Annotated in this window: 29 protein-coding genes, 1 tRNA gene and 3 pseudogenes; 22 read left to right on the top strand and 11 right to left on the bottom strand. The window is 33.3% G+C overall.

Annotation, left to right across the window (positions count from 1 at the left end; genetic code table 11):
• Window positions 1-61 precede the first annotated feature (61 nt).
• The 8 genes and pseudogenes from ACGH80_RS09790 to ACGH80_RS09755 all read right to left on the bottom strand — a co-directional run bounded on the left by ACGH80_RS09790 (window position 62) and on the right by ACGH80_RS09755 (window position 7,001).
• Complete coding sequence (locus tag ACGH80_RS09790) at window positions 62-1,324, bottom strand: restriction endonuclease (protein WP_065637651.1); 1,263 nt, start codon at window positions 1,322-1,324, stop codon at window positions 62-64.
• Window positions 1,321-3,835, bottom strand: a pseudogene (locus ACGH80_RS09785) (DNA cytosine methyltransferase). The gene ACGH80_RS09790 and the pseudogene ACGH80_RS09785 overlap by 4 nt, the downstream one beginning before the upstream one ends.
• A 356-nt stretch (window positions 3,836-4,191) precedes the next feature.
• A complete protein-coding gene (locus tag ACGH80_RS09780) occupies window positions 4,192-4,449 on the bottom strand; it encodes a hypothetical protein (protein WP_174798349.1) in 258 nt (85 codons plus the stop codon).
• 107 nt (window positions 4,450-4,556) lie between these two features.
• The gene (locus ACGH80_RS09775; RefSeq protein WP_174798348.1) at window positions 4,557-4,970 is read right to left on the bottom strand and encodes a hypothetical protein; all 414 of its coding nucleotides are present in this window, start codon (window positions 4,968-4,970) and stop codon (window positions 4,557-4,559) included.
• Between the two features lie 74 nt (window positions 4,971-5,044).
• The gene (locus tag ACGH80_RS09770; RefSeq protein ID WP_174798347.1) at window positions 5,045-5,437 is read right to left on the bottom strand and encodes a hypothetical protein; all 393 of its coding nucleotides are present in this window, start codon (window positions 5,435-5,437) and stop codon (window positions 5,045-5,047) included.
• A 266-nt stretch (window positions 5,438-5,703) separates the two neighbouring features.
• A complete protein-coding gene (locus ACGH80_RS09765; RefSeq protein WP_065583136.1) occupies window positions 5,704-5,994 on the bottom strand; it encodes a type II toxin-antitoxin system RelE family toxin in 291 nt (96 codons plus the stop codon).
• Window positions 5,984-6,361 carry a HigA family addiction module antitoxin gene (locus tag ACGH80_RS09760; protein WP_174798346.1) on the bottom strand — a complete coding sequence of 126 codons (378 nt, stop codon included), beginning with the start codon at window positions 6,359-6,361 and terminating at the stop codon, window positions 5,984-5,986. The genes ACGH80_RS09765 and ACGH80_RS09760 overlap by 11 nt, the downstream gene beginning before the upstream one ends.
• Window positions 6,362-6,539: 178 nt before the next feature.
• Complete coding sequence (locus ACGH80_RS09755) at window positions 6,540-7,001, bottom strand: STY4534 family ICE replication protein (RefSeq protein ID WP_296302663.1); 462 nt, start codon at window positions 6,999-7,001, stop codon at window positions 6,540-6,542.
• Between the two features lie 367 nt (window positions 7,002-7,368).
• Between ACGH80_RS09755 and mobH the strand changes: the two genes are divergently transcribed.
• The 9 genes from mobH to ACGH80_RS09710 all read left to right on the top strand — a co-directional run bounded on the left by mobH (window position 7,369) and on the right by ACGH80_RS09710 (window position 14,257).
• On the top strand, window positions 7,369-9,225 hold the full coding sequence (gene mobH, locus ACGH80_RS09750; RefSeq protein ID WP_174798344.1) for a MobH family relaxase: 1,857 nt from the start codon (window positions 7,369-7,371) through the stop codon (window positions 9,223-9,225).
• A gap of 26 nt (window positions 9,226-9,251) precedes the next feature.
• Complete coding sequence (locus ACGH80_RS09745) at window positions 9,252-9,569, top strand: phage integrase SAM-like domain-containing protein (RefSeq protein ID WP_174798343.1); 318 nt, start codon at window positions 9,252-9,254, stop codon at window positions 9,567-9,569.
• Complete coding sequence (locus ACGH80_RS09740) at window positions 9,563-10,210, top strand: site-specific integrase (RefSeq protein WP_174798342.1); 648 nt, start codon at window positions 9,563-9,565, stop codon at window positions 10,208-10,210. The genes ACGH80_RS09745 and ACGH80_RS09740 overlap by 7 nt, the downstream gene beginning before the upstream one ends.
• Before the next feature lie 229 nt (window positions 10,211-10,439).
• Window positions 10,440-10,508 (top strand) — tRNA-Met (locus tag ACGH80_RS09735).
• Window positions 10,509-10,669: 161 nt separating this feature from the next.
• Window positions 10,670-11,905 carry an integrase domain-containing protein gene (locus ACGH80_RS09730; protein ID WP_411631064.1) on the top strand — a complete coding sequence of 412 codons (1,236 nt, stop codon included), beginning with the start codon at window positions 10,670-10,672 and terminating at the stop codon, window positions 11,903-11,905.
• Window positions 11,906-12,335: 430 nt separating this feature from the next.
• Window positions 12,336-13,148 carry a hypothetical protein gene (locus tag ACGH80_RS09725; RefSeq protein ID WP_411631062.1) on the top strand — a complete coding sequence of 271 codons (813 nt, stop codon included), beginning with the start codon at window positions 12,336-12,338 and terminating at the stop codon, window positions 13,146-13,148.
• Window positions 13,149-13,252: 104 nt separating this feature from the next.
• A complete protein-coding gene (locus tag ACGH80_RS09720) occupies window positions 13,253-13,432 on the top strand; it encodes a helix-turn-helix transcriptional regulator (RefSeq protein ID WP_065569266.1) in 180 nt (59 codons plus the stop codon).
• Between the two features lie 11 nt (window positions 13,433-13,443).
• Window positions 13,444-13,731 carry a helix-turn-helix transcriptional regulator gene (locus tag ACGH80_RS09715; RefSeq protein ID WP_065560022.1) on the top strand — a complete coding sequence of 96 codons (288 nt, stop codon included), beginning with the start codon at window positions 13,444-13,446 and terminating at the stop codon, window positions 13,729-13,731.
• Between the two features lies 1 nt (window position 13,732).
• Complete coding sequence (locus ACGH80_RS09710) at window positions 13,733-14,257, top strand: Bro-N domain-containing protein (protein WP_296207384.1); 525 nt, start codon at window positions 13,733-13,735, stop codon at window positions 14,255-14,257.
• A 308-nt stretch (window positions 14,258-14,565) separates the two neighbouring features.
• Here the strand turns inward: ACGH80_RS09710 and ACGH80_RS09705 are convergent, their stop codons facing one another.
• Complete coding sequence (locus tag ACGH80_RS09705; protein WP_065566595.1) at window positions 14,566-14,733, bottom strand: YlcI/YnfO family protein; 168 nt, start codon at window positions 14,731-14,733, stop codon at window positions 14,566-14,568.
• Window positions 14,734-14,761: 28 nt separating this feature from the next.
• On the opposite strand from ACGH80_RS09705, the gene ACGH80_RS09700 reads away from it, so the two are divergent.
• From ACGH80_RS09700 to ACGH80_RS09645, 12 genes and pseudogenes are all read left to right on the top strand, one after another.
• Window positions 14,762-15,091 (top strand): host cell division inhibitor Icd-like protein, encoded by a 330-nt coding sequence (locus tag ACGH80_RS09700; RefSeq protein WP_296207386.1) that lies wholly within the window; start codon window positions 14,762-14,764, stop codon window positions 15,089-15,091.
• The gene (locus ACGH80_RS09695) at window positions 15,084-15,311 is read left to right on the top strand and encodes a hypothetical protein (RefSeq protein ID WP_065636761.1); all 228 of its coding nucleotides are present in this window, start codon (window positions 15,084-15,086) and stop codon (window positions 15,309-15,311) included. Before ACGH80_RS09700 ends, ACGH80_RS09695 begins: the two co-directional genes overlap by 8 nt.
• Window positions 15,304-15,525, top strand: a complete 222-nt coding sequence (locus ACGH80_RS09690; protein ID WP_296207387.1) for a hypothetical protein — start codon at window positions 15,304-15,306, stop codon at window positions 15,523-15,525. Before ACGH80_RS09695 ends, ACGH80_RS09690 begins: the two co-directional genes overlap by 8 nt.
• A complete protein-coding gene (locus ACGH80_RS09685) occupies window positions 15,512-17,923 on the top strand; it encodes a phage/plasmid primase, P4 family (RefSeq protein ID WP_296207389.1) in 2,412 nt (803 codons plus the stop codon). The genes ACGH80_RS09690 and ACGH80_RS09685 overlap by 14 nt, the downstream gene beginning before the upstream one ends.
• 4 nt (window positions 17,924-17,927) lie before the next feature.
• Entirely contained in the window at window positions 17,928-18,248 is a 321-nt protein-coding gene (locus ACGH80_RS09680) for a hypothetical protein (RefSeq protein ID WP_065560015.1), read from the top strand.
• A gap of 223 nt (window positions 18,249-18,471) precedes the next feature.
• Window positions 18,472-19,629 carry a phage major capsid protein gene (locus tag ACGH80_RS09675; protein WP_411631058.1) on the top strand — a complete coding sequence of 386 codons (1,158 nt, stop codon included), beginning with the start codon at window positions 18,472-18,474 and terminating at the stop codon, window positions 19,627-19,629.
• A gap of 32 nt (window positions 19,630-19,661) precedes the next feature.
• The gene (locus tag ACGH80_RS09670) at window positions 19,662-20,216 is read left to right on the top strand and encodes an HK97 family phage prohead protease (RefSeq protein WP_411631057.1); all 555 of its coding nucleotides are present in this window, start codon (window positions 19,662-19,664) and stop codon (window positions 20,214-20,216) included.
• Window positions 20,217-20,218: 2 nt separating this feature from the next.
• Complete coding sequence (locus ACGH80_RS09665) at window positions 20,219-21,421, top strand: phage portal protein (protein ID WP_411631055.1); 1,203 nt, start codon at window positions 20,219-20,221, stop codon at window positions 21,419-21,421.
• Complete coding sequence (locus ACGH80_RS09660) at window positions 21,414-21,713, top strand: head-tail connector protein (protein ID WP_174798137.1); 300 nt, start codon at window positions 21,414-21,416, stop codon at window positions 21,711-21,713. The genes ACGH80_RS09665 and ACGH80_RS09660 overlap by 8 nt, the downstream gene beginning before the upstream one ends.
• A gap of 7 nt (window positions 21,714-21,720) precedes the next feature.
• Entirely contained in the window at window positions 21,721-22,089 is a 369-nt protein-coding gene (locus ACGH80_RS09655) for an HNH endonuclease signature motif containing protein (protein WP_065639114.1), read from the top strand.
• Between the two features lie 149 nt (window positions 22,090-22,238).
• Complete coding sequence (locus tag ACGH80_RS09650) at window positions 22,239-22,583, top strand: phage terminase small subunit P27 family (RefSeq protein ID WP_065639115.1); 345 nt, start codon at window positions 22,239-22,241, stop codon at window positions 22,581-22,583.
• A pseudogene (locus tag ACGH80_RS09645) lies at window positions 22,567-24,234 on the top strand (terminase large subunit). Before ACGH80_RS09650 ends, ACGH80_RS09645 begins: the two are co-directional and overlap by 17 nt.
• On the opposite strand, the gene ACGH80_RS09640 reads toward ACGH80_RS09645, so the two are convergent.
• Window positions 24,229-24,885, bottom strand: coding sequence for a hypothetical protein (locus ACGH80_RS09640; RefSeq protein ID WP_411631052.1), 657 nt, complete (start codon window positions 24,883-24,885; stop codon window positions 24,229-24,231). The pseudogene ACGH80_RS09645 and the gene ACGH80_RS09640 sit on opposite strands and share 6 nt — an antisense overlap.
• A gap of 440 nt (window positions 24,886-25,325) precedes the next feature.
• Between ACGH80_RS09640 and ACGH80_RS09635 the strand changes: the two are divergent.
• Window positions 25,326-25,370 (top strand): annotated as a pseudogene (locus ACGH80_RS09635) (hypothetical protein); the annotation flags it as partial.
• A gap of 9 nt (window positions 25,371-25,379) precedes the next feature.
• Here the strand turns inward: ACGH80_RS09635 and ACGH80_RS09630 are convergent.
• The coding region (locus tag ACGH80_RS09630) for a hypothetical protein (protein WP_411578798.1) at window positions 25,380-25,751 on the bottom strand (372 nt) is incomplete at its 5' end.

Here is a 25,751-nt window from a genome sequence, read left to right as displayed (position 1 = left end):
AAATTCATCAACAACATGTTCCCCATTTTTGTATAGTTTAATGGGAAATATTTTCTAGTTTTTATATTACTGGATAATTACTTTCCACAAGAGCTGAATATGCACCTCCTAAATAATCACTACAGAAAAAATCAATTTGTTTAATTATAGATGCAAAATCTAATGGGGGAATATAATTAAATTTATCGGTTTTAAAGCCAACGTTTAATACAAAACGATAATCTTCGAAATCATAGATTTTTATGCCCTTTGAATGAGTTAAATTTTCCATAATAGATGAACATTTAGCAATTAAACAGATGTACTGAAAATTTTTATCAATATAAGCGGTCTTATTTTCAGGGTGTGCCATGCCAAAATGTTGATTTGGTGTTATAGCAATTAAATTTTCAAGGTAATCTGCAATTTCAGGAAAATCAGACTTTGTGAAAATATGATGAATCTGGCTTGCTAAAATATCTTCACCTAATTGATACACTTCAGATTTTCCGTTTCGATATAGATCGTTAAATTTACGCACATCTTTTTTAGCTTTCTGTACCAAATATTCGTGGTAATTTTTTGATTGTTGTTGTTCTAGTGATTGGTGTTCTTGACGTGAAATTTGTTTCGACTTTCCAGATAGTTGATCTCGCCAATTTAAGCGATTATAAGTGAGATCTTGCAGTGTAATTAGGTTTTTAGATATATGTCCTCTTTCTGTTCCCCGCTTTTTATATTTGAATGCTAATGGATTGATAATTTTTGTAAAAATTCGTCCACACTCTATACTACCGTTAATCGGTGTGTTGTCAATCGTAAATGATGTAAACGTATCTTTTAATTGTTGATAACTCTCTTTATTTTGGACTTTAAGAAAATCATTAAAACTAGTAGCCAATCCACTGTCTTTTAATACTTTTTCGATATAATGAGTAAGGAAATTCAGTGTATTTAATGGACGTAAAGCAATATGTTGTAATAATTCAAGGTTATTAATTCGATATAAGTACCTAGTACTAACTTTAGTTTCAATTAAAATTCGACTATAAGCGAGTAACTTAATAGGTTGTCCAAAATACTTATCATATTCATTGCGTGATTTTTGGCTAGGATCTGGTTTTGAAAATATCGTTTGCACATTTTCCTGAGCATATTTACTATCCCAAATGTCTTTAACTGTAAAAGAGGTTGATGTGCTTGATTGTGTATATTCTAGAATACAGTCAGCAATAATTTGCACAACATCATAAGTGCATTTTTGATCAATCCAACGCGCATTACCTGATAGTTTCACATCGTAATCATATTTTGATAAGAAATTTTGAATAAAGTCATTACTCATTTTATCTCCCTATTTTTTAAACCAAACCAAAAAACGCTATTAGCATCAATATTTAACGATCTTGTCTGATAATTCCTTGCTATTTGATAAAAATGTCTAAATTCAGAACTTGCATAATATTTTAATTCATCATCTGATAGATGATATGAAAATTTAGGTATTAATACTGCAACTGAACCATTCATAATGTAGCCTTTTTGTTTTCGCATTAACCTAGGCTTATATGTCATATTTGGTGTTAAATAAACATCTTCACGATCAAAATATTTAGCAACGGATAATTTCATTAATTTTGTTTGCTCAATATAAGCATCATAATTTTCTATATCTATAATTTTATCACCTAAATCACTAATATTTCTAGATTTTAATACTCTAACTTGTTCTGAATGTTTTTTTACTAATGACAAATTTTCATTTGTAATTTGACGATCTCTGAAAACAGTAAACTGGTTAAATTTTAACTTTTTAAACACCTTATCAAAATCTTGATCCCGATATATAACCCAATAAGGTAAAGCAGAATCAAAAATATAATTTGCTTTTTGGATTAATTTTAGTTTTTTAGGTAAAGAACATACATCAATATTTCTTTGATTATTTTCTTTCAAATTACAAATTATATTGATTGTTTCTACCAATACACCTTTAAAACCTAATTCACCAAAATCCAAAATAGATTGGATCTTATTATTTGTTAGCTTTTCTCTCGTTTCCTTATATTCAGGAGTATTAAGTAAATTTTTAGGCATAATTAAAGAAATAACGTCTGCACATTGTAACGATTTTTCAAGGAAAAAGGCCGAGAGATTTTTGACATTTTGGCTATAGTTTTCTATATCAAATAAACTAAGGTCTGTTCTTTTTAGCTTTGTAAAAGGCGGATTACCAATTATTAAATCAAACTTTCTCTCTGGTTGATATAACATAAAATCATTACAAATAAATTCTAATTCAATATTTTCGGGTAATCTTTGTTGATTATAAATTAATTTTACCCATTCTAAAGTTTTGGGGTTAATATCGATTAACGTGAATTTCACTTTTGGGATATGCTTATATTTCTCAAATAAGAAAGGTAAGAAATTACCTGCACCTACTGATGGTTCACAAATATGTAGTTGTGATTTTTCCAAAAAATCAGGTAAATAATTAATGATTTCTTGAATAATAAAAGGGTTTGTATAATAAGCAGAATAATTTTCTCTTTCACTATTACTTAATTCAATAATACGAGAAAGTACCGTAGTATCTATAGTGTTATTTTTAAGTTGTGATAAAAGGTAATTAGATAAACAGTTTTCATCATTAAGTTCATGTCTTTCGATCAGTTGTAATATTTCTTTCTCTGTCATATCAAATTACTTGCTTAATTTTTTCCGCAACCGTTTTAAATATTGCTGTTGGTACAGCTTCCCCAATGCTTTGACGAATATTCATCTCATTTTTCTTAGAAATTTTTTGTTTTTCTGCTAAAGATAAATTATTCAATGTTTCTAATGATATATCGACCCATTTAAATTGATCAGGGATAGTCATTAATTTCATTAATTCACGAATAGAAAAGACACGATCATCTATTGGATGTACAGTATTTTGGCTTGCTAGTTGATCATTTCTAGTATGAATACACGGAGCGACTTTATCATAAAGTTGGCGAGTGTATTTATCCCCATTTTTGGATTTGTTAAGCACTATTTCACCATTTACAATTTTATGAGGACGTTTATTTAATTCAACGTTATCAAAAGCACTTTGCCCTTGCTTAATATCAGTTATCCAAGCTCGCATATGTTCAGGGTAAACACGAAAACTATGATAAAAATCATTATTATCATATTCTCCCCAATCAAGTGATTTCATGTTGCCAATTACTTTCTTAAGAGTAACTTCATCACGTTCATCAGGAAAAAATTGGCTAGGGGAATGTGATAAATTTTTATCCACTCCAATTACTAAAGTTCTTGTGCGAGATGAATTTGAACCATAATTCTTAAAATTGATAATTCGATGTTCAATTTTATAATCCGTTGCCAATTCAGCTAAGATTAAATCGCCAATAGCAACCAATTCTCCTTGATTATTTGTACAACCTGTTTTCCAAAATGCCTGAACATTTTCTAAAATAAAAAAATATGGACGAATATTTTTTATTATATTTACACTTTCAACTACAAGGCTATTTCGCTCAATTTCATTTTCTTTTTTCTTATGATTAGCAACACTCATACCTTGACAAGGAGGTGTTGCAATGACGACATCAACACGATGATAACCTAACTTTTGCCAACGCTGAATTTCTAGATAAATACGTTGTTTGATTTCATCTTGTTTAATATCACCATTAATATATCCAGAATCAAAACGACACTTTTTATTAATTTTTTGAATATTAATTCTTCTTTCAATTAATTCATTAGTTGCAATACATTCATAATTATTTAATTTAAACCCATAACATCCGACTCCGGCAGATGAAAAAAGACTTATGTATGTATGTTTTTTGCTCATCAATTTCTCCTTAATATTATCCAACTATTTTATCCCATATATGTTTTTTGAGAAATGGCCGAGAGGAGATGAATTAGATATAAAAACTAAACCATTTGTATCTTCTATATTTTTCGTAATAAGATTTTATTCATTCGCATATAAACTTTATTACGAAAAATATAGTTTATGATCGTATTAATAATAAACTACATATTGTTCAATAAATTGGACGATTAATTTAAGTTCTAGCTGATACTTCTATCTTAAGTGATTTTATCATATATCCTGTAATCCAATTAGATATATTTTAGTTTGCTTACTTATTTCAAATAATAAGAAATGTTAGATCATTCAGTTTAGTTTCATTAGTATTGTTAATTACATTCAATTTTAAAAATCCTTTTTACGAGTTCTCGAGAACCATCTGGTTTAACTCGCCAGATTTCATTTCCAACTTGTTCAACATAGCTTTGAGTCTTGAATAACTCTTGAATTTTTCGTTTAGTTAACTCTCCAAATGTATCATCATCAAGTAGACCATGATCAGTATTTTCATAACGTAAATAATCCTCTTCAGACGGGTTCTTGATTGCCCTTGCTTTAATGTCTGGATAAATTATTAAATGCCTCATTTATTTTTTCCTTAGTCGAAAAACAAAGAATTATAATTTATTTCTTAGTATGTATTACATCATTGTTGTAAAAAAAGCAAGTTTCCTTGCTTTTTATTGTGAATGTTTTAACTAATTAAGAGACAGATATTATCAATAATTTCACCATCAATACTTAATACAGCTTCAGAATACAAATCAAAATAGGCATTATGACCTAATTCTTTTAAATGCTCCAAAAAGCAAATCAAAAAACATTGTGTATAATCTCCTGATGATAAAATTTCTTTATAAGATGAATTGAAACGGCTAGCAATTTTATGATTGAAATCATTTAAATTATTACATTGCCATTGTTTCATCAACCAATCTTCCATTTTTGATAGATAGAGATTAAATTCAACGCCTTCTCCATCAGAGAATGAATTAATCAAATCATATCGTTTAATATTAGATAATATATCGTCATCAATCTTTATAATGTCATCTCTAAGATAGAGTCGTTTACTAGTATCATTATCAAGTTTATTTTCAATATACATAAGTGTTCTCCTATAGTTTAATTGATGGAGAACACTCCATTAGGAGTATTCTCCTAATGGAATGTGTAGAGTTTTTATAAAGCTAATTCATAACGAGTTAGATCAATGAGTTTAGCTATTTCAATATTACGAACAATAGGTAATTTGCGTTTCAGATATTCGATGAAATTAGTTGTTGGGTTTAACTGCCAATGAACTAATACTACATTTACTAAGCCGCTAATTACTATGTTCTGGGTAGAATTGTCTACTATTGATGCACGTTTAACTTCACACGGACGATTATTAATTTCACCATCCATCCAAATATCACCAAGAAAGTGAGTAATTTCATTTTCAGCCTCAATAATTGAATTGAAACTACGCTCAGAAGTGATAATTTCGACCTGATTATTGTCAGTGAAATTGATCTCTAGTTTAAATCCATAATTACTTGTAAATAAGTCTTTAATGTAATTAATTGTCATGATAATTCTCCAAAATTAAGTCAATAAAAAGGAGAATTTATGCCCAATAGGGATAAAATTCCCCTATGGGTGAGTAAAAGATAAGTTTATAAGAACTCAACATCAAACAGATGTTACCAACCTACGAAAGTAGTGAGTTTGTTGGCTGTTGGGATGTGATCACCTTAATTAAAAGGAACATACCATTTTACTGGCTATGTCTGAGAATTAACGATCATCTTCTCGTTGTTTGCTACTAAAAGTAGCGGAAAAATTAGTATAACGATTTAATTAATGCGCTGCTTTGCATCGTTGTAAACATTTAAAGATTCTCGCTTACCTATCGCTAACACTTTGATAATAATAAGCTCATCAATAACTTTATAGACCATTCTGAATCCAGATGACCTCAATTTTATTTTGAAACACCCAGACAGTGAACCACTTAACTTAGCTGATTCAATATAGGGGTTAATCTGAAGTTTTTTTAACTTTTTTTTAAATTGAAGCTGTATACTCCGATCTAATTTATTCCATTCTTTAAATGCCTTTTCATCGAACACGACTTTAAAGGTCATCCACATTCACCTCAATAATTTTACCTGGATTTCTGAGTCTATCTTCGGCAATTCTAAGAATATCCTCATCTTCGTCAATGCACGGAACTAAACGAATTATTTCTGGTTGGTTTGATTTGTGTTTAATTTGCCATAAATCATACTGGGATTGTAATGATAACCACATTCTTGCAGTGCTAATTCCAGCTAGTTCTAATCGCCAAGCTAGGGTTGGTGAAATAGGGGCTTTACCATGTAACACTTTTGATATTGTTTCACGTGAAAAACCTAGATGTTTAGCAAAATCAGTAATAGTCATATTTAATGTATTAGGTAAAATTTCGTCTAATAAAATTTCACCTGGATGTGAAGGGTTAAACATTTCCATAAATGCTCCAATACCTCTAGTTGAACCAGTTTCAAAAAAAGTTCCAGTTCTTTATGTTCAAAACTTTTTATCATATAAGCCTTTTCCTGTGAGGAATTTCATCACAAATGGAGAGTTGAAGCAACTGATTTAACAATTAAAAAAGCAAGTTTCCTTGCTTTTTTTGAGTTGTTAATTGTTACGCAACATTATTGAGTTCTTCGTCATGAGGTTCACTTTGATTTTCTAAATGTTCGATTTTATCCGAATATTTAAGTTCACCATCAATTTTAAGGCTGGAGATTTTTAGTAATCGAGCTTTTAAATTGATTCCAACGTCTCCTTTTTTAACTCCAGTGCTGTATGTAAATGTTTCAGCATAGATATCACCGACGCAAAAACTGATTAAGATTTTTTTGTTGGCTTTATTTGCTTCAATGCATTTTTCAACTAAGCTTTTTGCTTTTTCACCAGTAACGTTACAGTTAATGTAGGTATATTCGGCGTTTTGGCAATTTCCCCTTAGTGCTGCGATTGTACATGATAAATAAGGTTTACCATTTTTGACTTTAACTTCACGGATTCGGTTTAAATAGCCAATTCCAGTTGTATGTAAATCAAAAAATTGTTTAGTTACTGTGTTATTAGTTAAGTTAGTCATAATATTCTCCAAAATTAAGTCAATAAAAAGGAGAATTTATGCCCAATAGGGATAAAATTCCCCTATGGGTGAGTAAAAAGTAAGTTTATAAGAACTCAACATCCAATAGATGTTACCAACCTACGAAAGTAGTGAGTTTGTTGGCTGTTGGGATGTGATCACCTTAAAAAAGGAACGTCCCATTTTATTGGCAACGTCTGAGAATTAACGATCATCTTCTCGTTGTTTGCTACTAAAAGTAGCGGAAACGAACTAATTATACTAATTAAGTAAAAATTCGCAATATGAATATTTATTTTTCTATATTAAATATGGTTCATCAAGTTTATATTGATAAATATACAGGTATTTAAAAATTGTATTGATTATGCTTCATTTCTTAAAAAAGTTAATTGTTAAAAATAAACAAGAGAGTATCAGTACTCATGAGAATTCATCATCATTGGAAGACTGGTATATTCCAAAATCGGCAACAGAATTGCTTGATACACCTTCTCGAAAAAAGCTGATCTCACTAATTTGGCAACGAGTATCAATTGATCAACAGCGGTTTAATAAATTATATATGGATGTTATCAATAATTATGTTGAAATAGTGCAATTACTGCCCGCTTCGGAGGCACACCATCATTCGTATACAGGTGGTATGATTGATCACGGACTTGAGGTGGCAAATTATGCATTGAAGTTGAGGCAATCTTACTTACTTGGAGCTAACGCAGAAGATATTCCAAGGCAAGCTCAGGCTTGGAGTGCGGCAGTTGTATACGGTGCATTGTTACATGACATAGGTAAAGTTGTTGTAGATGTTCATGTTGAAATGAACGATGGCAAAATTTGGTATCCGTGGAAAAGCAATTTAGATTTACCGTATCGGTTTAATTATAAAAAAGATAGGGATTACTCTCTTCATCCGAGTGCTGCAGCATTGATGATTAAACGAATTTTACCAGATGAAAGTATCATTTGGTTATCACAATTCCCTGAATTGTTTAAATCTTTTTTAAGTTTATGTTCAGGCCATACTGAAAAAGCTGGCGTATTATCCGAAATTATACAAAAAGCAGATATGTTTTCTGTATCGAATAATCTAGGTGGAGATCCGACAAAAATACTAAGTAAACCAGTATCACTAATGAGTAAAATGATTGTTTCGATAAGGTATTTAATTGAATCAGAATTAGTGTTGAATGGCCCAAAAGCCTGTGATGGTTGGTTTGATGGAAAAGATGTTTGGGTTATTAGCAAATCATTTACCGATAAAATGAAAGCTAATTTGCTGCAAAACGGTATAACTGATATACCTACTGATAATGCAAAAATATTTAATATACTAAAAGAGCACGGGATAGCAATAGCAAATGAAGATAAAACTATTTGGCCGTGTAAAATTGAATCTGATAGTGGTTGGGTTGCTGAAAAACTAACACTTATCCGTATACCTGCCAATGTGGCTTTTCATAATATTACTAATGCTCCAGAACCATTCAAGGGTTCAATCACTCCACTGTTAACAGAAGCAACAGAAGCAGATAATCTTAACTCCATACCTGATAATATTTCAACGGAGGAGGTTAAAGAAGAGTCTAAATTAAACATTGCATCTGAGTCTGTAGATGACAAAGCTTCTAGAATGCAAGATATAATATTAAACCTATTTTCTAATGAAAAAACAAATACTGAGATATCTGAAACAGATATGGCTGATAATCATGATGATTGTGACAATTCCAAAGCGGATCGTCAAATAAAAGAAAATGATTTAAAAAATAATAATATTTCTATTTCAAATGAGTGTATTTCTAACACATTAGATAATGATGATATCTATAATCACCCATTTTTTAAATGGGTTAGAAGTCAAATTATTGGTAAAAAATTACCAGTTAATAACCAAAATGCGTGCATTCATACTGTTGACAGTAAAATATTCATGGTAACTCCCAAAATTTTTAGAAAATACAGTTTATATATAAATGGTAATGATGATGATAGCAACTGGAAACAATTACAACGTGAATTCCAAAATTTAAAAATTCATACCAAATTTAGTGATGAAGGATTTAACATCTGGAAATGCTTCATTTCGGGAAAAAGAAAGAGCCATACTTTTATCAAAGGTTATTTAATTGATAACAAACCATTATTTGCTATTGAGAATAATTTCCCTGATAATCCACATCTAACATTAATTCATGATGTTAATATTTACAAAAACAATTAGTGAGAAAATGAGAATCAGGAGTATTTATGGAAATAACAAAAGAAAAAATGTCTTGGCAGGAATTGCTCATAGTATATCTAGAATTTAAACAATTGCGTAAACAAACTATCTATAATTATAGAAGGTATATTGAAGCATTTACTCGATTTTTTAATAGTGATTTTACAAATATTAACTCAATTAACCATAAAACAGTATCAAACTTTAGAAGCCATATTTTGGAAGTCAGACAATGTAAACATGTAACATGGAATAGTTATTGTCGTCATTTTAAAGCGTTAATGGGATTTGGTATAGAACAAGGCTTAGTTATTCAAAAAAAAATCCATTTGATAAGATGTTAATAAAACCAGGGAAGAAAGCCAAAAAGACTATATCACAAGCAGATATTGATATTTGTTTAAGTTTTCTTAAAGAAAAACAGCTAAAAGAATCACCAAGAGATTTTTGTTATCCAGCCCAATTTTGGATAACACTGATTAAAATTTTGCAATATACAGGTATTCGACGTAATCAATTGTTGCATATTCGTATTTGTGATATTAATGATAAAGATAAAAAACTTTTTTTAAGAGAAGAGGGCTCGAAAACTCATAACGAACGAGAAATCCCACTAATTGACGATGTTTTTCAAGATATTGTTGAATTAAAGAAACAATTAAAAATGTTAAATAAAAAACCGAACATGCAGCTATTTAATATTTATCATTTTAAAAATGGTAAATGTGATTTTTACAAAGAAATGAATTTTGATCGAATAGATGCGTTTTTTCAGCGATTATCAAAAGTTTGCAATGTTAAAGTCAGCCCACATAGGTTCAGACATACATTAGCAACAAATCTGATGAAACAACCCGATCGAAATGTAACATTAGTAAAGGAGCTATTAGGGCATTCATCGTTATCAACAACATTAGAATATATAGTAACAGATCATGATCAATTAAGATCTTGTTTAGATGAGCATTTTAATCAATTAAAATAATGGTTAATTATATAAATAATTGTTTATTGATTATGAAAATTATTCAATAATGGTTTACTACTAGTATTCAATGTAATTGATATAGAATACTAGTAGTAATACATTAGTAATTATACAATAATTGGTGATTATTAATGTTGACAAAATTTTTAATTTATTTATTATTTGTTAACAATATCTATCCCTCTATTATGAGATTTATTAATACGTAGAAATTATTTAAATATTAAAATCAATTAGTTGTTTGGTTCGACTCATAATCGATTGGTCACTGGTTCAAGTCCAGTAGGGGCCACCATCGCAAGAATCAAGTAAGTTTAAAAACGTTCAAAAAACCTTTATCTAACAAGCTTTCCAGTTAATTTACTGTTCAACTAAGTTCATCCTGATTTAGCAAAATTCAAACTTTTATGTTATATATTATGTTATACGTTTGAATATAACATCGAGTTGTATAACATGGTAAAAATAGTTAAGCCTCTTACTGATACACAAATTAAAAACGCCAAGCCAAAAGAAAAGGATTACACTTTATCTGATGGAGACGGATTATATTTGCTGATTAAAAAGACTGGTTCTAAAATATGGCGCTTTAATTATATTCGTCCATCAACTAAAAAAAGGGCATTAATTAGTTTTGGCCATTATCCTCAAGTTAGTTTAATTGATGCTAGAAATCTTCGTAATGAATCCAGAGATTTAATTAGGCAAAATAAAGACCCATTAGAAAAAGAGTTAATCAATACTCAAAAGATAAGAACACTTAAAAGTGTGGCCGATGATTGGCTTATATTGGAGAAGTCACAAGGTTATAAGGATGAGACAATTAAAAAAAGTTGGCAGTCACTAGAAAATCATGTTTTCCCTTATCTTGGTAATACACTAATAACAGATATAACCCCGACACTATTTATTAATATATTAGCTCCATTAAAAGCAGCTAGAAAATTCGATATGATAAAACGAGTAATTAGGCGAGTTAATAAAATAATGGATTATGCTGTTAATTATGAATTAATAGAATCTAACAAGTTAATTAAAGTAGGCAAAGTATTTGAAAGCCCAACACCTACAAATATGCCAAGTATTCGACCTGATGAACTGCCTGATTTTATGCAAGCCCTTTCTTTGGCTAATATAGAATTACAAACCAGATGCTTAATAGAATGGCAATTATTGACTATCACAAGACCAAGTGAGGCAGTAGGTGCTTTATGGGAGGAAATAGATATCAAACAAAGGATTTGGACAATTCCTGCTAGTAAAATGAAAATGAAGCGAGATCATATTATTCCGCTACCATATCAGGCTATAAAGATACTTGAAATCATGCTACCTATAACCAGTCATAAAGAATTCGTATTCCCAAGTATGAAAGGTTCTATTAATAAGCCTATGAGTAGCCAAACAGTTAATATGGCCATTAAAAGGATGGGGTTTGGTGGTCGCCTTGTTTCTCATGGGTTAAGGTCATTAGCAAGCACGGCATTAAATGAACAAGGCTTTAATCCTGACTTGATAGAGGCATCTTTGGCTCATGCTGATAAAAATGAAGTTAGGCGTATTTATAACCGAGCAAATTATCTTGAGCAACGTCGTGAATTAATGAATTGGTGGGGTGATTTTGTAGAGCAAGCAAGCCAAGGGAATGTGTCTTTATTAGGGAGTAATGCTTTGAAAACCGTTAATGATTAGTTTTGCCATAGCCATATATTAAGCCAGTCAACTAGACTGGTTTTTTATTGCCTCTTATATAGGAATATACTTTATATATTATTTTTAATAACACTAACAACACTAATAACATAATATAATTGATTTATATATATTTTTTTAAGTGTTATTAAAAGATAATAATAACATATATAACATTAAATTATGTCATTAGGTTTGATTTTAAATCCGTACTGATTTCTAAATGAGAGCCTTTCCTTTGGCTAGCCAGATTTCTCTAAAAAGTGATATGAAAAACATATGTAATTTTATCCAGTGGTGATGTAATTATATTTAAATATATTCAGTAAATTAAATTAGTTACGCCTAGGGTAGCTCCTGAACATTCGTAACCCTAACGAACTGGCGTAACTTCTTCATTAGGTTAGGGTGCTCGTGTTTGAGGGAAACAATGGCTTTATTACCGAAAAGACCATATATAAATTTAGAACGTGCATGCAATGAATTAGATTGTACAACTGATGATCTGGTCGATTGTTGGTTATCAGAGCAAATTAATTTTTATTATATGCTTCAAGGTGAAAAAATAGTTATCAATTATCAATGTGATTATGGTGGTTTAGGGAAAAAATTTTTCCAATATGGAACACATTTTTACAATGATGATATCACCCAATTGTACAACGTTAGAATTCAGCGAGAAAATGACCATGTCAACGTTAAAGGAAAAGGATATGGTGCTTTTATTATTAGTCCAATGAAATCAACTAGGTTTGTTCATGAAACTGTTTATATAATATCTCCTGATTTTGTTAATGAAAGAGAAAGAAACGGATTAATAACAGCAGGGTTCTGCCATTTACACCACCCAAAAACAAAAGATATTGTTATTATTGATGATGCATGTTCAATTGATGGATTAAAAGTTCATTTAAATAACTTATTTGTTATGCGTGAAGATATTGATAGATTTATTGATCCATCAGGATGCGATCTACCCAATGATCAAAGATACTGGATTAATGTTGCTATATATACTCAGAATCATTATTTACAACAAAATATCCACATTCCTAAATCAAGACTTGCATCTAAGATAGCTAATATTTCAGGTAAAGCCTATAGCACAGTAATGAAAGATTGGTTTAAAGATACTAACATAAAGACAGCAGAAGAGCTAAAAGGTACAAATAAACACGGGAATAAACCAGTAGATGATTTTGATTTATTTAACCCAGAAACAGGTGTAAAACTTAGCTTTTAGTAGGGGGTGGGAAATCCTACCTATCCCCACCACTGAAAACAAACTTCCATAAACGACATAATTACCTCATTAGTTAAACACAAATGAACTTAATGAGGTAAGAAATGCAGTTAAATACTCCTAAATATTATTCCCTTGATGAACTGGCGTTAATCTTAGGTTGTGCTAAGAATACATTACGCTACGATCCAAATTTCCCCAAAGGTATTAAAGTTGGCAAGCGTCGAGTAGTTTACGATATGGCCGAAGTTAAAACCTATTTAGAAAGCAACCGAGTACAGTAAGGGGGCTTTCAATGTCATATTCAATCACTCCAGAACAACACAAAGCCATTAGGGATAAATACGGTATCCAATATGATCGCCTTGTTCGTGAAAATGAAAGATACAAAATTACAAGTATCGCCCGTTCTACTGCTTGGCAACTTGAGAAAGAAGGTAAATATCCATTAAGAAAATCGTTAGGAGCTAATTCTTGCGGTTGGTCATTAGTGGAATTACTTCACTGGATAGACAACCCTCCAGCAGTAGCAAAGATAAATCAACCGACTAAACGCCGAGGGTTTGCTAATGGGAGCTACTAAGATGATTGTTAAACAAGATGAATTGAGTGTAATTAAATTTGATGGCATCGAAGTAAGAATCATTACTCATTTGGGTGAACCTTGGTTTATTGCTAACGATGTGTGTTTGGCGTTAGAGCATAGCAATCCAACCAAAGCAATTAAATCATTAAATAGCCTTGAATTAATGACCCTAACTTTAAGTTATAGTCATTCAGGCAAAAGAGGTGGGGCAAGAAAATTGTTAGCTGTATCTGAATCAGGATTTTACAAGTTGATCGCTAGAAGCAGAAAAGCAATTCAACAAGGAACATTTGCTTATCGATTTAGTAACTGGGTATTTGGTGAAGTTATTCCAACAATTCGTAAAACTGGTGCTTATGGTGTGCCTTGGGCTTTCTTGAATGATCATGCTAAACGTGAAAAAGAATATCGTATTGAATCAAGCAGAAGAGGACGTAATTTAGAAGCTTGTAAAAAATGGAAAGCTAATTTAATCGCAGAGGAAAAAGCGTTATGGGCAAAATACCAACCCGAATTGATTTAATAAAAAAGGCAACCTGTTACAGTTGCCTCTATTCAATCACTCAAATCAATTAATAAGGAATTTTCAATGACAGTAGAAATAATTAAATGCATTGAGATTGTGCCAAAGCGTCACGCATTTAAAGCACGTTCTTATAATAGCGCAGAGTTAAAAAATTGGGTAGATTTCGGAAGCGTTCGAAAAGATTTTAGTTATTCTTTCTTTTGGCAGAGAACATCCTTCGGCGAGCAAGGAGTATTCCATTTATTATATACAAAATACCCAGCAATAGCGATTACTATAATAAATAATACTATTTTTTTCATAAATTATTCTCCCAATCTCATTTTACATGCAGTTTTCACCCAGCCAGAGAATGATTCCCCGTTTTTATTTGTTTGTCGCTCAATTTCCTTTAGTAGGTTGTCTTCAAATCTAATAATTTTTCTCGTGCTGTTTGAGCGGTCAGTTTTCTTCTTATCTTTTTTCTCTTGCATTGGTGCATACCTTTATGGTAGATCAAATATGAATGGTATGAACCATTATAGAGGTAAGTACCACAAAAAACAATCCCCTGATGTGCTCGCAACACTATCAAGGGATCTAACCACAATAACATTAACAGAGGTAATGATTATGGCTAACCGCTATGATAGCGTACACCTATGCGCAAGACAACCCAAACTATATAAATTCTATGACCTATCAATGGCTCAAGTAGTCCAAACAACGGCAACAACCGAACGCCAAGCACGCAAGAGCCTAGGCAAATCATCCCTTATCTTTATTGCTAGAATTCGCTTATATCCAGTTATTGAAAGAGCCAGAGGCTTTGGAGGTTATAGCCATGAATAATGATCAGTTAATTTGTAATGTTGAATCTAAACTTATTCAAGTTCGGAGCATGGCTAAAATCGCTTTGGATAACACTAATTATAAGTGCGCAGGATATGACGAGCCTTTTATCGAACAAACCGATATGAGTAATTTACTGTGGGTTATCGTTGATTTAGTAGAGCAAGCTTTTGATGAGTTACAGGGGTACGGGTTAACGGAGGATAAGAATAATGGCTAATATCTCACTGGACGCAATAAATACTATCAATACAAAACTAGGGCAAGCTGATGCTATCACCACGCTTTTAATGCTTGATTGTGATTCTGATATGCCAATTAATGATGAGTTACGAGCTTATGCCCTTGATGCTGTATCAGACTTGATTAACGATTCTAAAAAGCTATTTAGAAGCGAAACCGAGCACAAGGGGTTACAAGATGAAAATCAATGAAATTACAACCCAAGCCGTAGGTAAATGGGATTATATCTTTCAATCATTAGGTATTGAGGTGGGTAATGGCAAGCATTGCCCCTGCCCTGTTTGTGGAGGTAAGGATAGATTTAGATTTGATAACCAAAATGGTAGAGGTACTTACATCTGTAACCAGTGCGGTAGTGGTGACGGCTTAGAGCTTATCAAAAACTATTATCACTGTGACGCTAAAGAAGCATCGAGTAAAGTAGCGGAGTGTTTAAATCTGTCTAATCAGAATAACAAAATACGGGAAAATCTCGTATTTAGAAAAATAGATTCTGAACAATTACATAATGATAACATACCAGATAATCCCGTATGTAAAAAGGTTGAGTATTTGCTATCTAAAGCAACATTAGGGCAATCAGATTACCTGGCCAAGAAAGGGTTAACCTTTGACTTACCCTTGTTAGATAACGGGCGCATTTTTGTGCCCATGCTGAATCTTCATAATGAATACGCAGGCGGTCAATTTATTGAGCTAGACGGCAGCAAGCACTTAATGAAAGGCTCGAGCAAAAAAGGGGCTTTTATTTTAGCCAGCTCAATTTTGAGTAGACCTGCCGAGGTGTGCGCAAATTTGCTCGCACACAATGAAATTATTATCTGTGAGGGTTTAGCCACAGGGATATCGATAGCGGAATTCCGCCAACAGTCTATTGTTATATCCGCTATTGACGCAGGTAATCTTATTCATGTAGCTAAAGACATTCGTGAGTTAAAGCCTACCGCTAAAATCATTATTGCAGGTGATAACGATATTGGTCAAAGCCCTAATACGGGCTTAGCTAAAGCAATAGAAGCAGCTCAAGCGGTAAATGGTTATTACTCCGTTCCTGATACAGATTATAAATGTGATTGGGATGATTATAGGCAACAACATGGCATGAATAAAACTACAGCGGTATTTGACAGCAATATCAAAAAAGCTGAATGTAACTTACAAGGTAAAAGTCAAGACGTTGGCATTACGAAAAATGCCCATAATCCCGTTCCCGACTTATCGCAAATGCAAGCTAGCCAGAAAGCAGATGTACTTATAGAGCACTATGACAATAATCTTGCTTTAGATATGCTTACTAATGAAGTCTATCAATATAAGGATAATGTTTGGCAGATGATTGCTGAAATGGATCTAAAGCGTGAATTAGTTCAGCTATTCAGGCAAGCAAAAGCGCATTATTCAGAAAAAGGGGTTAAATCAACCATTGACACCATGAAGCTACAGATACCGTTAAAAGGTGAACAAGCTAGAAATTTAATCGGGTTTAAAAATGGCGTTTTTGATTTACAAGCTCGTGCGTTTAAGCCTCATTCTAAAAGCCATTGGTTACAATCAATTAATAATGTTGATTATGTTGATAGTGTATCTAATGAAAACTTGGAACGTCATGCACCACATTTTTATCAGTGGTTATCACGCTCAGCTAAAAAAGATAAAATCAAAATGGATGCGATAAAAGCTGCGCTATACATGATTTTAGCCAATCGTTATGACTGGCAATTATTCTTAGAGGTTACAGGCGCAGGCGGTAGCGGTAAAAGTGTTTTTGCTGAGATTGCTACCATGCTAGCAGGCAAGAATAATACGGTATCGGCAAATATGGAAGCCTTAGAAAAACCAAGAGAAAGGTCGCTTATTGTTGGGCAATCATTAATCATCTTACCTGACCAAGCCAAATATATCGGTGAGGGTAACGGTATCAAGGCGATTACTGGAGGTGATGAGGTGGCGATAGATGAAAAATATAAGAAGCCTTATTCAACTAAGATACAGGGGGTTATATTAGCGATTAACAATAACCCTATGACATTTAGTAATGATGATGGTGGTATCTCACGGCGTAGGGTTATTTTTCACTTTGGCGAGCCTGTCCCAGCTAACGAAAGAGATCCTAATCTTAAAGATAAAATTAGCGCAGAGTTATCCGTTATTATTCGGCATCTTTTTAACTATTTTAAGGATGATAGCAAGGCTAAATCATTACTAATTAAACAGCAAAAATCATCGGAGGCTATCGAAGTGAAACGATTAACTAACCCACTGATTGATTTTTGTAGTTATCTTTTTGCTACAGATAAACCCGATGGAATGATGATAGGTAAATACTCGACACCCATACAGTTTAAGCGGTTTTTGTATCATGCCTATATTACTTTTATCGAAAATAATAACTTGAAAAATCCATTATCGCTTCGAAACTTTGTTAATGCTTTACCATCAGCCATGAAAGAATATGATGTAGAAGTCATTATAAGAGCAAGGCATAGTGAGGGACGCAGGACTAACTTACACCTTGATTATGATAAGTGTAATGACTGGTTCCCTGATGCTGCGTTAGAAGAAAATAATATTAACTATAATAAAAGGTAACAAAATGAAAAGACTAATTGATACTAAAATTATGGCGATTGCATTAGATGAAATGTTGCATGATCCTATTAAAATAAATCAAATAACAAACGAATTTAGCAATCTAAAAATGTATGTGCAAAACCAGCGCAAAATTTTGGATAAGAAACGAACTAATAATGAATTAACTGAATTAGAGGAATATTTTATTTTCCCCGCTTTAGATGATGTTTATTTTTATTTATTAGATAGCCTAAAAAGTAACGCCAAACCTAGTGGCGAAATGAAGAGAATTGTTAGTGATATACCAAATAGAATTGATTATTGGCTAATACAAATAAAATAATTTTGTTTTCATGCTTTCAGGTGGATTTTATCTAATTCATTGAATTAACAATATTATTTTGTTTTGTTAGACTGCTATTTGGGTTAATAGAATAACCACGAATTAGCGCAGATATGGCAGTCTAAAACCAAAGCGCAGCACCTTCTATAGTTTAACCACTATCAACTTTCAAAGCCTTTCATATCTCGCTGTTAATAATTTATTAATACAGGTAAATATAGATATGAAAAAACTGATTGAATTACGTCAATTAAAAGCAACCAAAGTAACCGAAATGCGCTCAATGCTTGACAAAGCAGAGCAAGAAAACCGCAGTATGACCCCTGAGGAAAAAAAACAATTTGATACCATTAAGGCTGATGTTGAGCAACTCAATACAGATATTGCTAACTATGAAACCTTAGCCAATGAAGAGCGTAGCCTTGCGGATAAAGGTAAGCCCGTCGATAAAAAACTTACTAATGAAGAGTTACGTAACTATATCCGCACGGGTGAAAGCCGTTCATTATCGACTGGCGTACCTGCTGACGGCGGTTATACGGTTATTCCTGAGTTAGATAAAGAAATCATGCGCCAGTTATCGGATGAATCGGAAATGCGTGCGATTTGTACGGTTAAAAAAATCGGTTCAAACGAATATAAAAAACTGGTATCTGTAGGTGGCGCAGCGGTTAATCACGGCGAAGAGGGAATAGCTAGAACGGAAACCGCTACCCCAAAACTTGAAGAAGTATCAATCAAGTTATACCCGATTTATGCTTATCCTAAAACAACGCAAGAAATCTTAGACTTTAGTGATTTGGATGTCTTAAGTTGGTTAACCGATGAAATCAAAGATACTTTTGTCGAAACCGAAGAATTAGACTTAATTAATGGTAATGGCACTAAAAAAGCTAAAGGATTCCTTGCTTATCCGCAAGCAGCACAAGCCGATAAAGTGCGTCCATTTGGCACACTAGAAAAGATGACAACTACCGCAATCACGGCGGATAGTTTAATTGATTTACTTTTCAAACTTAAGAAGAAATACCGTAAAAATGCTGTATGGGTAATGAACTCAAATACTGCAGCAACATTACAAAAACTTAAAAATGGTAATGGTGATTATATTTGGCGTGATGGTTTGAAAGCAGGCGATCCTGATATGCTGTTAGGTAAACCTGTTCATTATTTAGAAAATATGAATGATACGGGTGCCGTTGTTGCGGTGGGTGACTTTAAACGGGGTTACTACATTGTTGATCATGAAACAGGGGTAAGAACCAGACCCGACAATATCACAGAACCAGGATTCTATAAAGTCCATACCGATAAATATTTAGGCGGTGGTTTGGTTGATTCTAACGCTATCAAAATCTTAAAACTATCAGCAGGTAAATAATAACAGGGGCTATATGCCCCTTTGAGGTTGATATGGATAAGAAAAAATATGAAATTAGAAGCACCGAAATAACACGAGACGATACTAAACTAGTGGGTTATGTGGTTAAGTGGAACAGCCGATCGCAATTAATATGGGGTGATTTTTATGAGCAATTCGCTCCTAGGGCTTTTAGCCAATCATTAAATAATAATCCTGATATTCGTGCTTTATTTGAGCATGATCCAAAGTCTTTATTAGGTCGTACTACTTCAAATACATTAATTCTTAATGAGGATGATATCGGATTAAGGTTTGAGCTTACACCACCCGATACTCAATTAGGGCGTGATTTGCTTGTCAGTGTTGGACGTGGTGATATTCGAGGTATGTCGTTTGGGTTTATGGCTACTCAAGAATCATGGGATTTTAATCAAGAGCCTTGTTTAAGAACTGTCAGCGCAGCCGAATTATTTGAGGTGACGGTCACCAGTATACCCGCCTACCAAGAAAGTGATATCCAAATTGCTAAACGCTCGATGCTTGAAGCTAAAACAAAATTACAGCCTGATTTAAGTAAAGCATGGCTTGACCTTATGGAGTTATAAACATGGGATTATTTAGCCGTAAGAAGAAAGAGCAACGAAGCATGACGGTTGACGAGTTAATCTCTTACCTTGGCTTGCCTAATACAAATTCGGGCGAATATGTATCGCCTAGCTCAGCCGAGGCATTACCAGCCGTGATGAATGCGGTCACGGTAATCAGTGAAGCCCTTGCCTCAATGCCGTGTTATCTCTACAAGCTTAACAAAAAAGGCGAACGTGAACGCATATCAAGCCATCCTGTTGAATATTTGCTAAATGAGATGCCAAACACCAAACAGACACCTTACCAGTTTAAACGCACGATGATGCGCCACTGTTTATTAGGTGGTAATGCTTATGCGGTCATTCACTGGGGTAATGATGGGCGACCTAGTGGGCTTGAAAGCTTCCCACCTTATGCCGTTACCCCAAAACGATTGGGTAATGGGCGTTATGCTTACTCCATTGTCGATGAGGATGGTAATGTCACAAATTACTTACAAGATGAGGTATTACATTTACGTTATGCGAGTGATGACGGCTTTATTGGGCGTTCACCTGTTACTATTTGCCGTGAAGCAATAGGATTGGGGCTAGCACAGCAACGCCATGGCTCATCTGTCATGAAAAATGGCTTAATGGCTAGTGGTTATGTTTCAATGGCTGAATGGATGGACGATGCAAAAGGCAAAAAAGCCTTAAACGCATTAGAGCGTTATAAAGGGGCAAAAAATGCAGGGAAAACGCCTATCCTTGAGGGCGGTATGAAATACGAGCAATTAGGTATGAGTAATCAAGATGCCGAGTGGTTGCAAAGCAGGCGGTTTACTATTGAAGATATTGCACGTATTTTTAACATTAGCCCGATGTTTATACAAGAATATTCCCATAGCTCATACAGTAACTTTTCAGAAGCCACACGCTCATTTTTAACATTGACGTTAAGACCATGGTTAACTAATTTTGAACAGCAGTTAAAAGATGCCTTGATGATAGATGTTAGCGAAGATAAAAGCCGTTATCTAATTGAGTTTGATACATCCGATCTGATGCGTACCAGTCCGATAGATCGCTTTAACAGTTATAATATTGCGATTAAATCAGGAGTAATGAATCCTAATGAAGCACGACTAAAAGAGGGATTACCTCCTTATGAGGGAGGCGAAGAATTTAGTCAGGCATGGAAGCAAACTGTTGAAGTGAAAAAGGAGATCGATAATGAATAACTTGATTACTTTACATGAAGTTAAAGCACATTGTCGTATTGATTATGATGATGTAGATGAAGATACACTATTACAATTATATATTGATGCTGCAATAGAAGCTTGTCAAAAGCATATAGGGAAAAGATTTGATAATGGCTTGGAATTTACACCAGCGATTAAAGTAGGATGTTTACTTTATATTGGATCGTTATATGCCAATAGAGAAACGATTGCCGACTTAACAATTAAGGAAGTGCCCCATACTGTTGATATGCTTTGGAGCGTTTACCGTGACCCAGCTATCTATTAGGTGAATGATGCCAATACAACCATTAAAAAGATGTTCATATCCTAATTGTCGTAACCGTGTTAAATCAGGGCGATGTGATGAGCATAGAAGAGATAAACAGCAAGATAAAGCACGAGGAACAGCAGCACAACGAGGCTATAATCATCGATGGCAAATATATCGAGCTGAGTACCTTAGGCATAACCCACTATGCAAGATGTGTAATGATAAAGGATTACTTACTCCTGCTACTGTGATAGACCATATCAAACCAGTTGAGGATGGACAAAGTGATCCTCTCTTTTGGCAAGCAAGTAATCATCAACCATTATGCCGTGATTGTCATAGCTATAAGACAAGAGTAATAGATAAACGAGGTTATGGCGCTAACCGCTAGGGATGTGCATTTTTGCATATCGATTAATTAATGAACAATATAAGGGGTGGGGGGAGTTATTTAAAGAAATTCAAAGCGCTAAAAGACCGCCCCCCTCCTCAAATTTTTACGCACGGTGATTTTTTAGAAAGTAGAGGAAAAATAATAAGATGAAAGCACCCAAATATTTAGATAAATTAGCTAAAGAGCAATGGAAACTCAGAGCCGACCACTTAGCACAGCGTGATGATATTCAGCCAGCCGACTGGACTAACTTAGAGCTATATTGCGTTAATTATTCAATGTATCGCAAAGCAATGGAAGACATTGCAAAGCGTGGGTTTTCAATCGTTAACTCACAAGGCACAGAAAGCCGTAACCCTGCATTAAGTGCAAAGTCAGAAGCTGAAAAAATTATGATTAAAATGGCCTCATTACTGGGCTTCGATCCTGTTAGTCGTCGCAAAAATCCCGTAGAAGTTGAAGAGGAAGACGAGCTTGACCGCTTGGCATAATTACGCATTATCTGTTAAAAATGGGGATATTTCTGCTTGTAAACGCTTAAAACAAGCAGTAAATCGCTATTTTATTGATTTAGATAATCCAAATTATTACTTTGATAGTGAGATAGTCACTAAATTTATCTCATTCTCAAAGGTTTGTCCTCACGTCAAAGGACACCTTAGAAGTCAGCCTATTAACTTAGAGCCGTGGCAACAATTTTTATTTGCTAATCTGCTGGGTTTTAAGCACATCAACACAGGGCTACGCAAGTATCGCAGTGCCTATGTACAAGTACCGAGAAAAAACGCCAAATCAACAACAGCGGCAATATTGGCTAACTGGTTCTTAGTGATGGAAAAAGGACAACAAGATATCTATACCGCAGCCGTTAGCCGTGACCAAGCCCGAATCGTGTTTGATGATGCCAGACAGATGGCCATATTAAGCAAGCCAATAAAGAAAAGGGTCACCATTCAACAGCATAAAATCATCAATCCTAAGCAAAATAGTCTATTACGTCCTTTAGCATCAAAAGCAGCAACGATTGAGGGGACTAATCCTAGCTTATCCATTGTGGATGAATATCATCTACACCCTGATAATGGCGTATATTCAGCCCTTGAGCTAGGTATGGGTGCAAGACCTGAGGGGATTTTATTTGCTATCACTACCGCAGGCAGTAACACAATATCAGCCTGTAAACAGCATTATGATTATTGTTGCCAGATTCTAGCAGGTGACGAGGTTAACGAATCGCAATTTGTACTTATTTACGAACTGGACGATGAGAGCGAAATCGACAACCCTAATTTATGGATAAAAGCCAATCCCAATCTTGATATCTCCGTCGATAGGGTTGCCTTAGAGGACACAATTAAGAAAGCCAGAGGCATACCCTCGCAATGGGTTGAAATGCTAACTAAACGCTTTAATATTTGGTGTAATGGTGCCACGCCTTGGGTAAATACTGGTAGCTGGATTGCGTGTAAGGCTGATTACTCAGAAGATGATTTAAAAGGCTTAGATTGCTATGCTGGATTAGATTTATCATCTACTAGTGATATTACTAGTGTCTGTTATTCGTTTCCGTTTGAAACCGAGGTAAGATTATTAACACGGCATTACATTCCTGAATATCAGCTTAATAATGTGGCCAATAAAAACCGTGAGATGTACCGTAAATGGGTTAATCAAGGATGGATACGAGTTACTAAAGGTGATTGTATTGATTATGACCAGATACGGGATGATATTTTAAAAGATAGCGAGCAATTTAATATCAAGCTAATTGGCTTTGATGTATGGAATGCCACACAATTACGCACTTAATTACAAAATATTGGCTTAGACGTTGAGCCATTTCCTCAAACCTATGCACGTTATAGCCCAACGTCAAAAACGGCTGAGGTATTTATCAGCCGTAAACGCATTAATCACAATGGCGATCCTGTCCTTTCTTGGGCGGTAAGTAATGTAGTGATGGAAACCGATGCGAATGCAAATATTAAACCCAACAAAAAGAAAGCAGCCAACAAGATTGACCCTGCGGTTGCTTTCCTAATGTCATTCGGTACTTACTTGCTTGAGTATGGTGAGATAGATATCAACCTATCAGATGAACAAAAACAAGCATTGAATGAGTTTAAGGGGATTGAATTATGAGACACCTTTTTCTTCTGCAAGTTCTGCAAATAAAATATTAAATTCATTAGTCACAAAATCATAACTTTTGACAAACTCATCTATAATTTGCTTTAATTTAGCTTGACATTTAAAAAGTTCATCACCAAACCTCGCAAGGTTTTGCACATCGCTATATAATACCACACATGATTCAAAACATTTAGTTAGCTTTTCATAATCTTTTGAATTGTTTTTTATGCATTCATATTCATTTGATTTTTTAATTTTTTTTATTCTATCTAAGTATTCTTTCCCTAACCACCATTTATATAGTCCAACATTGATAGCTGATTCTTCGAGAGGTTTAGTTATTCTTTCTGATATCAATTTTTCCATATTAGCTATGATCAGCTTACGATCATTCAGAGTTTTTTCCACATTTTGTGGAATAATAGAATTGTCACTAAGTTCTAATATTAATTCATGATATGTATTATAGAATTGATTATGGTTTTCATAATAACCAAAAAGTAAACTTGATGTTTCTTTTTGCAAAGTAAATAAGATATCTTTATTTTTCGCTATGTTAGTTTGTTTACCAATAAACTTAAAACCAATAATAGTACAAACCAATACACCTAATGCAGATATTGTTGATAATATATTACAAATTAAAGTCCAATACTCCATTTTACTAATCCTATTCTGTAGTTGTTTAATATCATTTTACCATGTCATTAACAACATACAACACTATAATAACACACTGATAACGTATTGATTATTAATAATTAATTTTGTTAGTGTTGTTAGTGTCATAAAATTGCAAAAAAGAAGTTTTCTTTTAACTTTTGAATTTCGAATGCTGAAATGATTCTTTAATTAAGAATCAACTAATATAGGTTAATGTTATACGTTATGTTATACGTTAAAAGGTGATTTTTATATAATAATTTGATTAATAATATTATTTATTATTTGTATAGAGGCAGTAGGGCCACCATTAAACACTATGATTTATATAAGTTCTTAAGCATTTCTTAGATTTTCCATTGTGCCGTTTAATGAGCCTTGTGCCGTAAATAGGTTTGGGATAATACGGTTGTTGGAAGTTTTTTTCATACACTAAAATCCCTATTATTCATGGTTGTTACTATAAAACGAGGAAGTTGTCTAATAAAGCACTATTTGAATATATTCAAATATATCATAATTGTATTCGTCTTCGGCAGCCAACGGCTGGATATCGCTTGAACAATATGAACAATACTATTACCAAAACAATAAAATAATAAAGAAGGGTAATCTCTAATATTTTTGAGAGGATCAGTATTTTGCCTTGATACACTGGAGTATGGTATGTGTTTTTTATCCCAGCCCCATAATTTAAAATCACTCATCAGCGTCTTCTTTTTCATACGATCATTTATATTATTGTCTTTATTACTATCGTAAGCTGTAAAAAGCAACAAGAGGTTAGGGCTGTTGATCTTTGCTGTACATAAATTACTCAACAATACATTGGCAGCCACATTAACATAAATGCCAGTGATACC

This window comes from Gilliamella sp. BG1 (assembly GCF_046635625.1).
GTDB classification, from domain to species: Bacteria; Pseudomonadota; Gammaproteobacteria; order Enterobacterales; family Orbaceae; genus Gilliamella; species Gilliamella bombi.
This window is presented reverse-complemented; position numbering and strand designations above follow the sequence as displayed.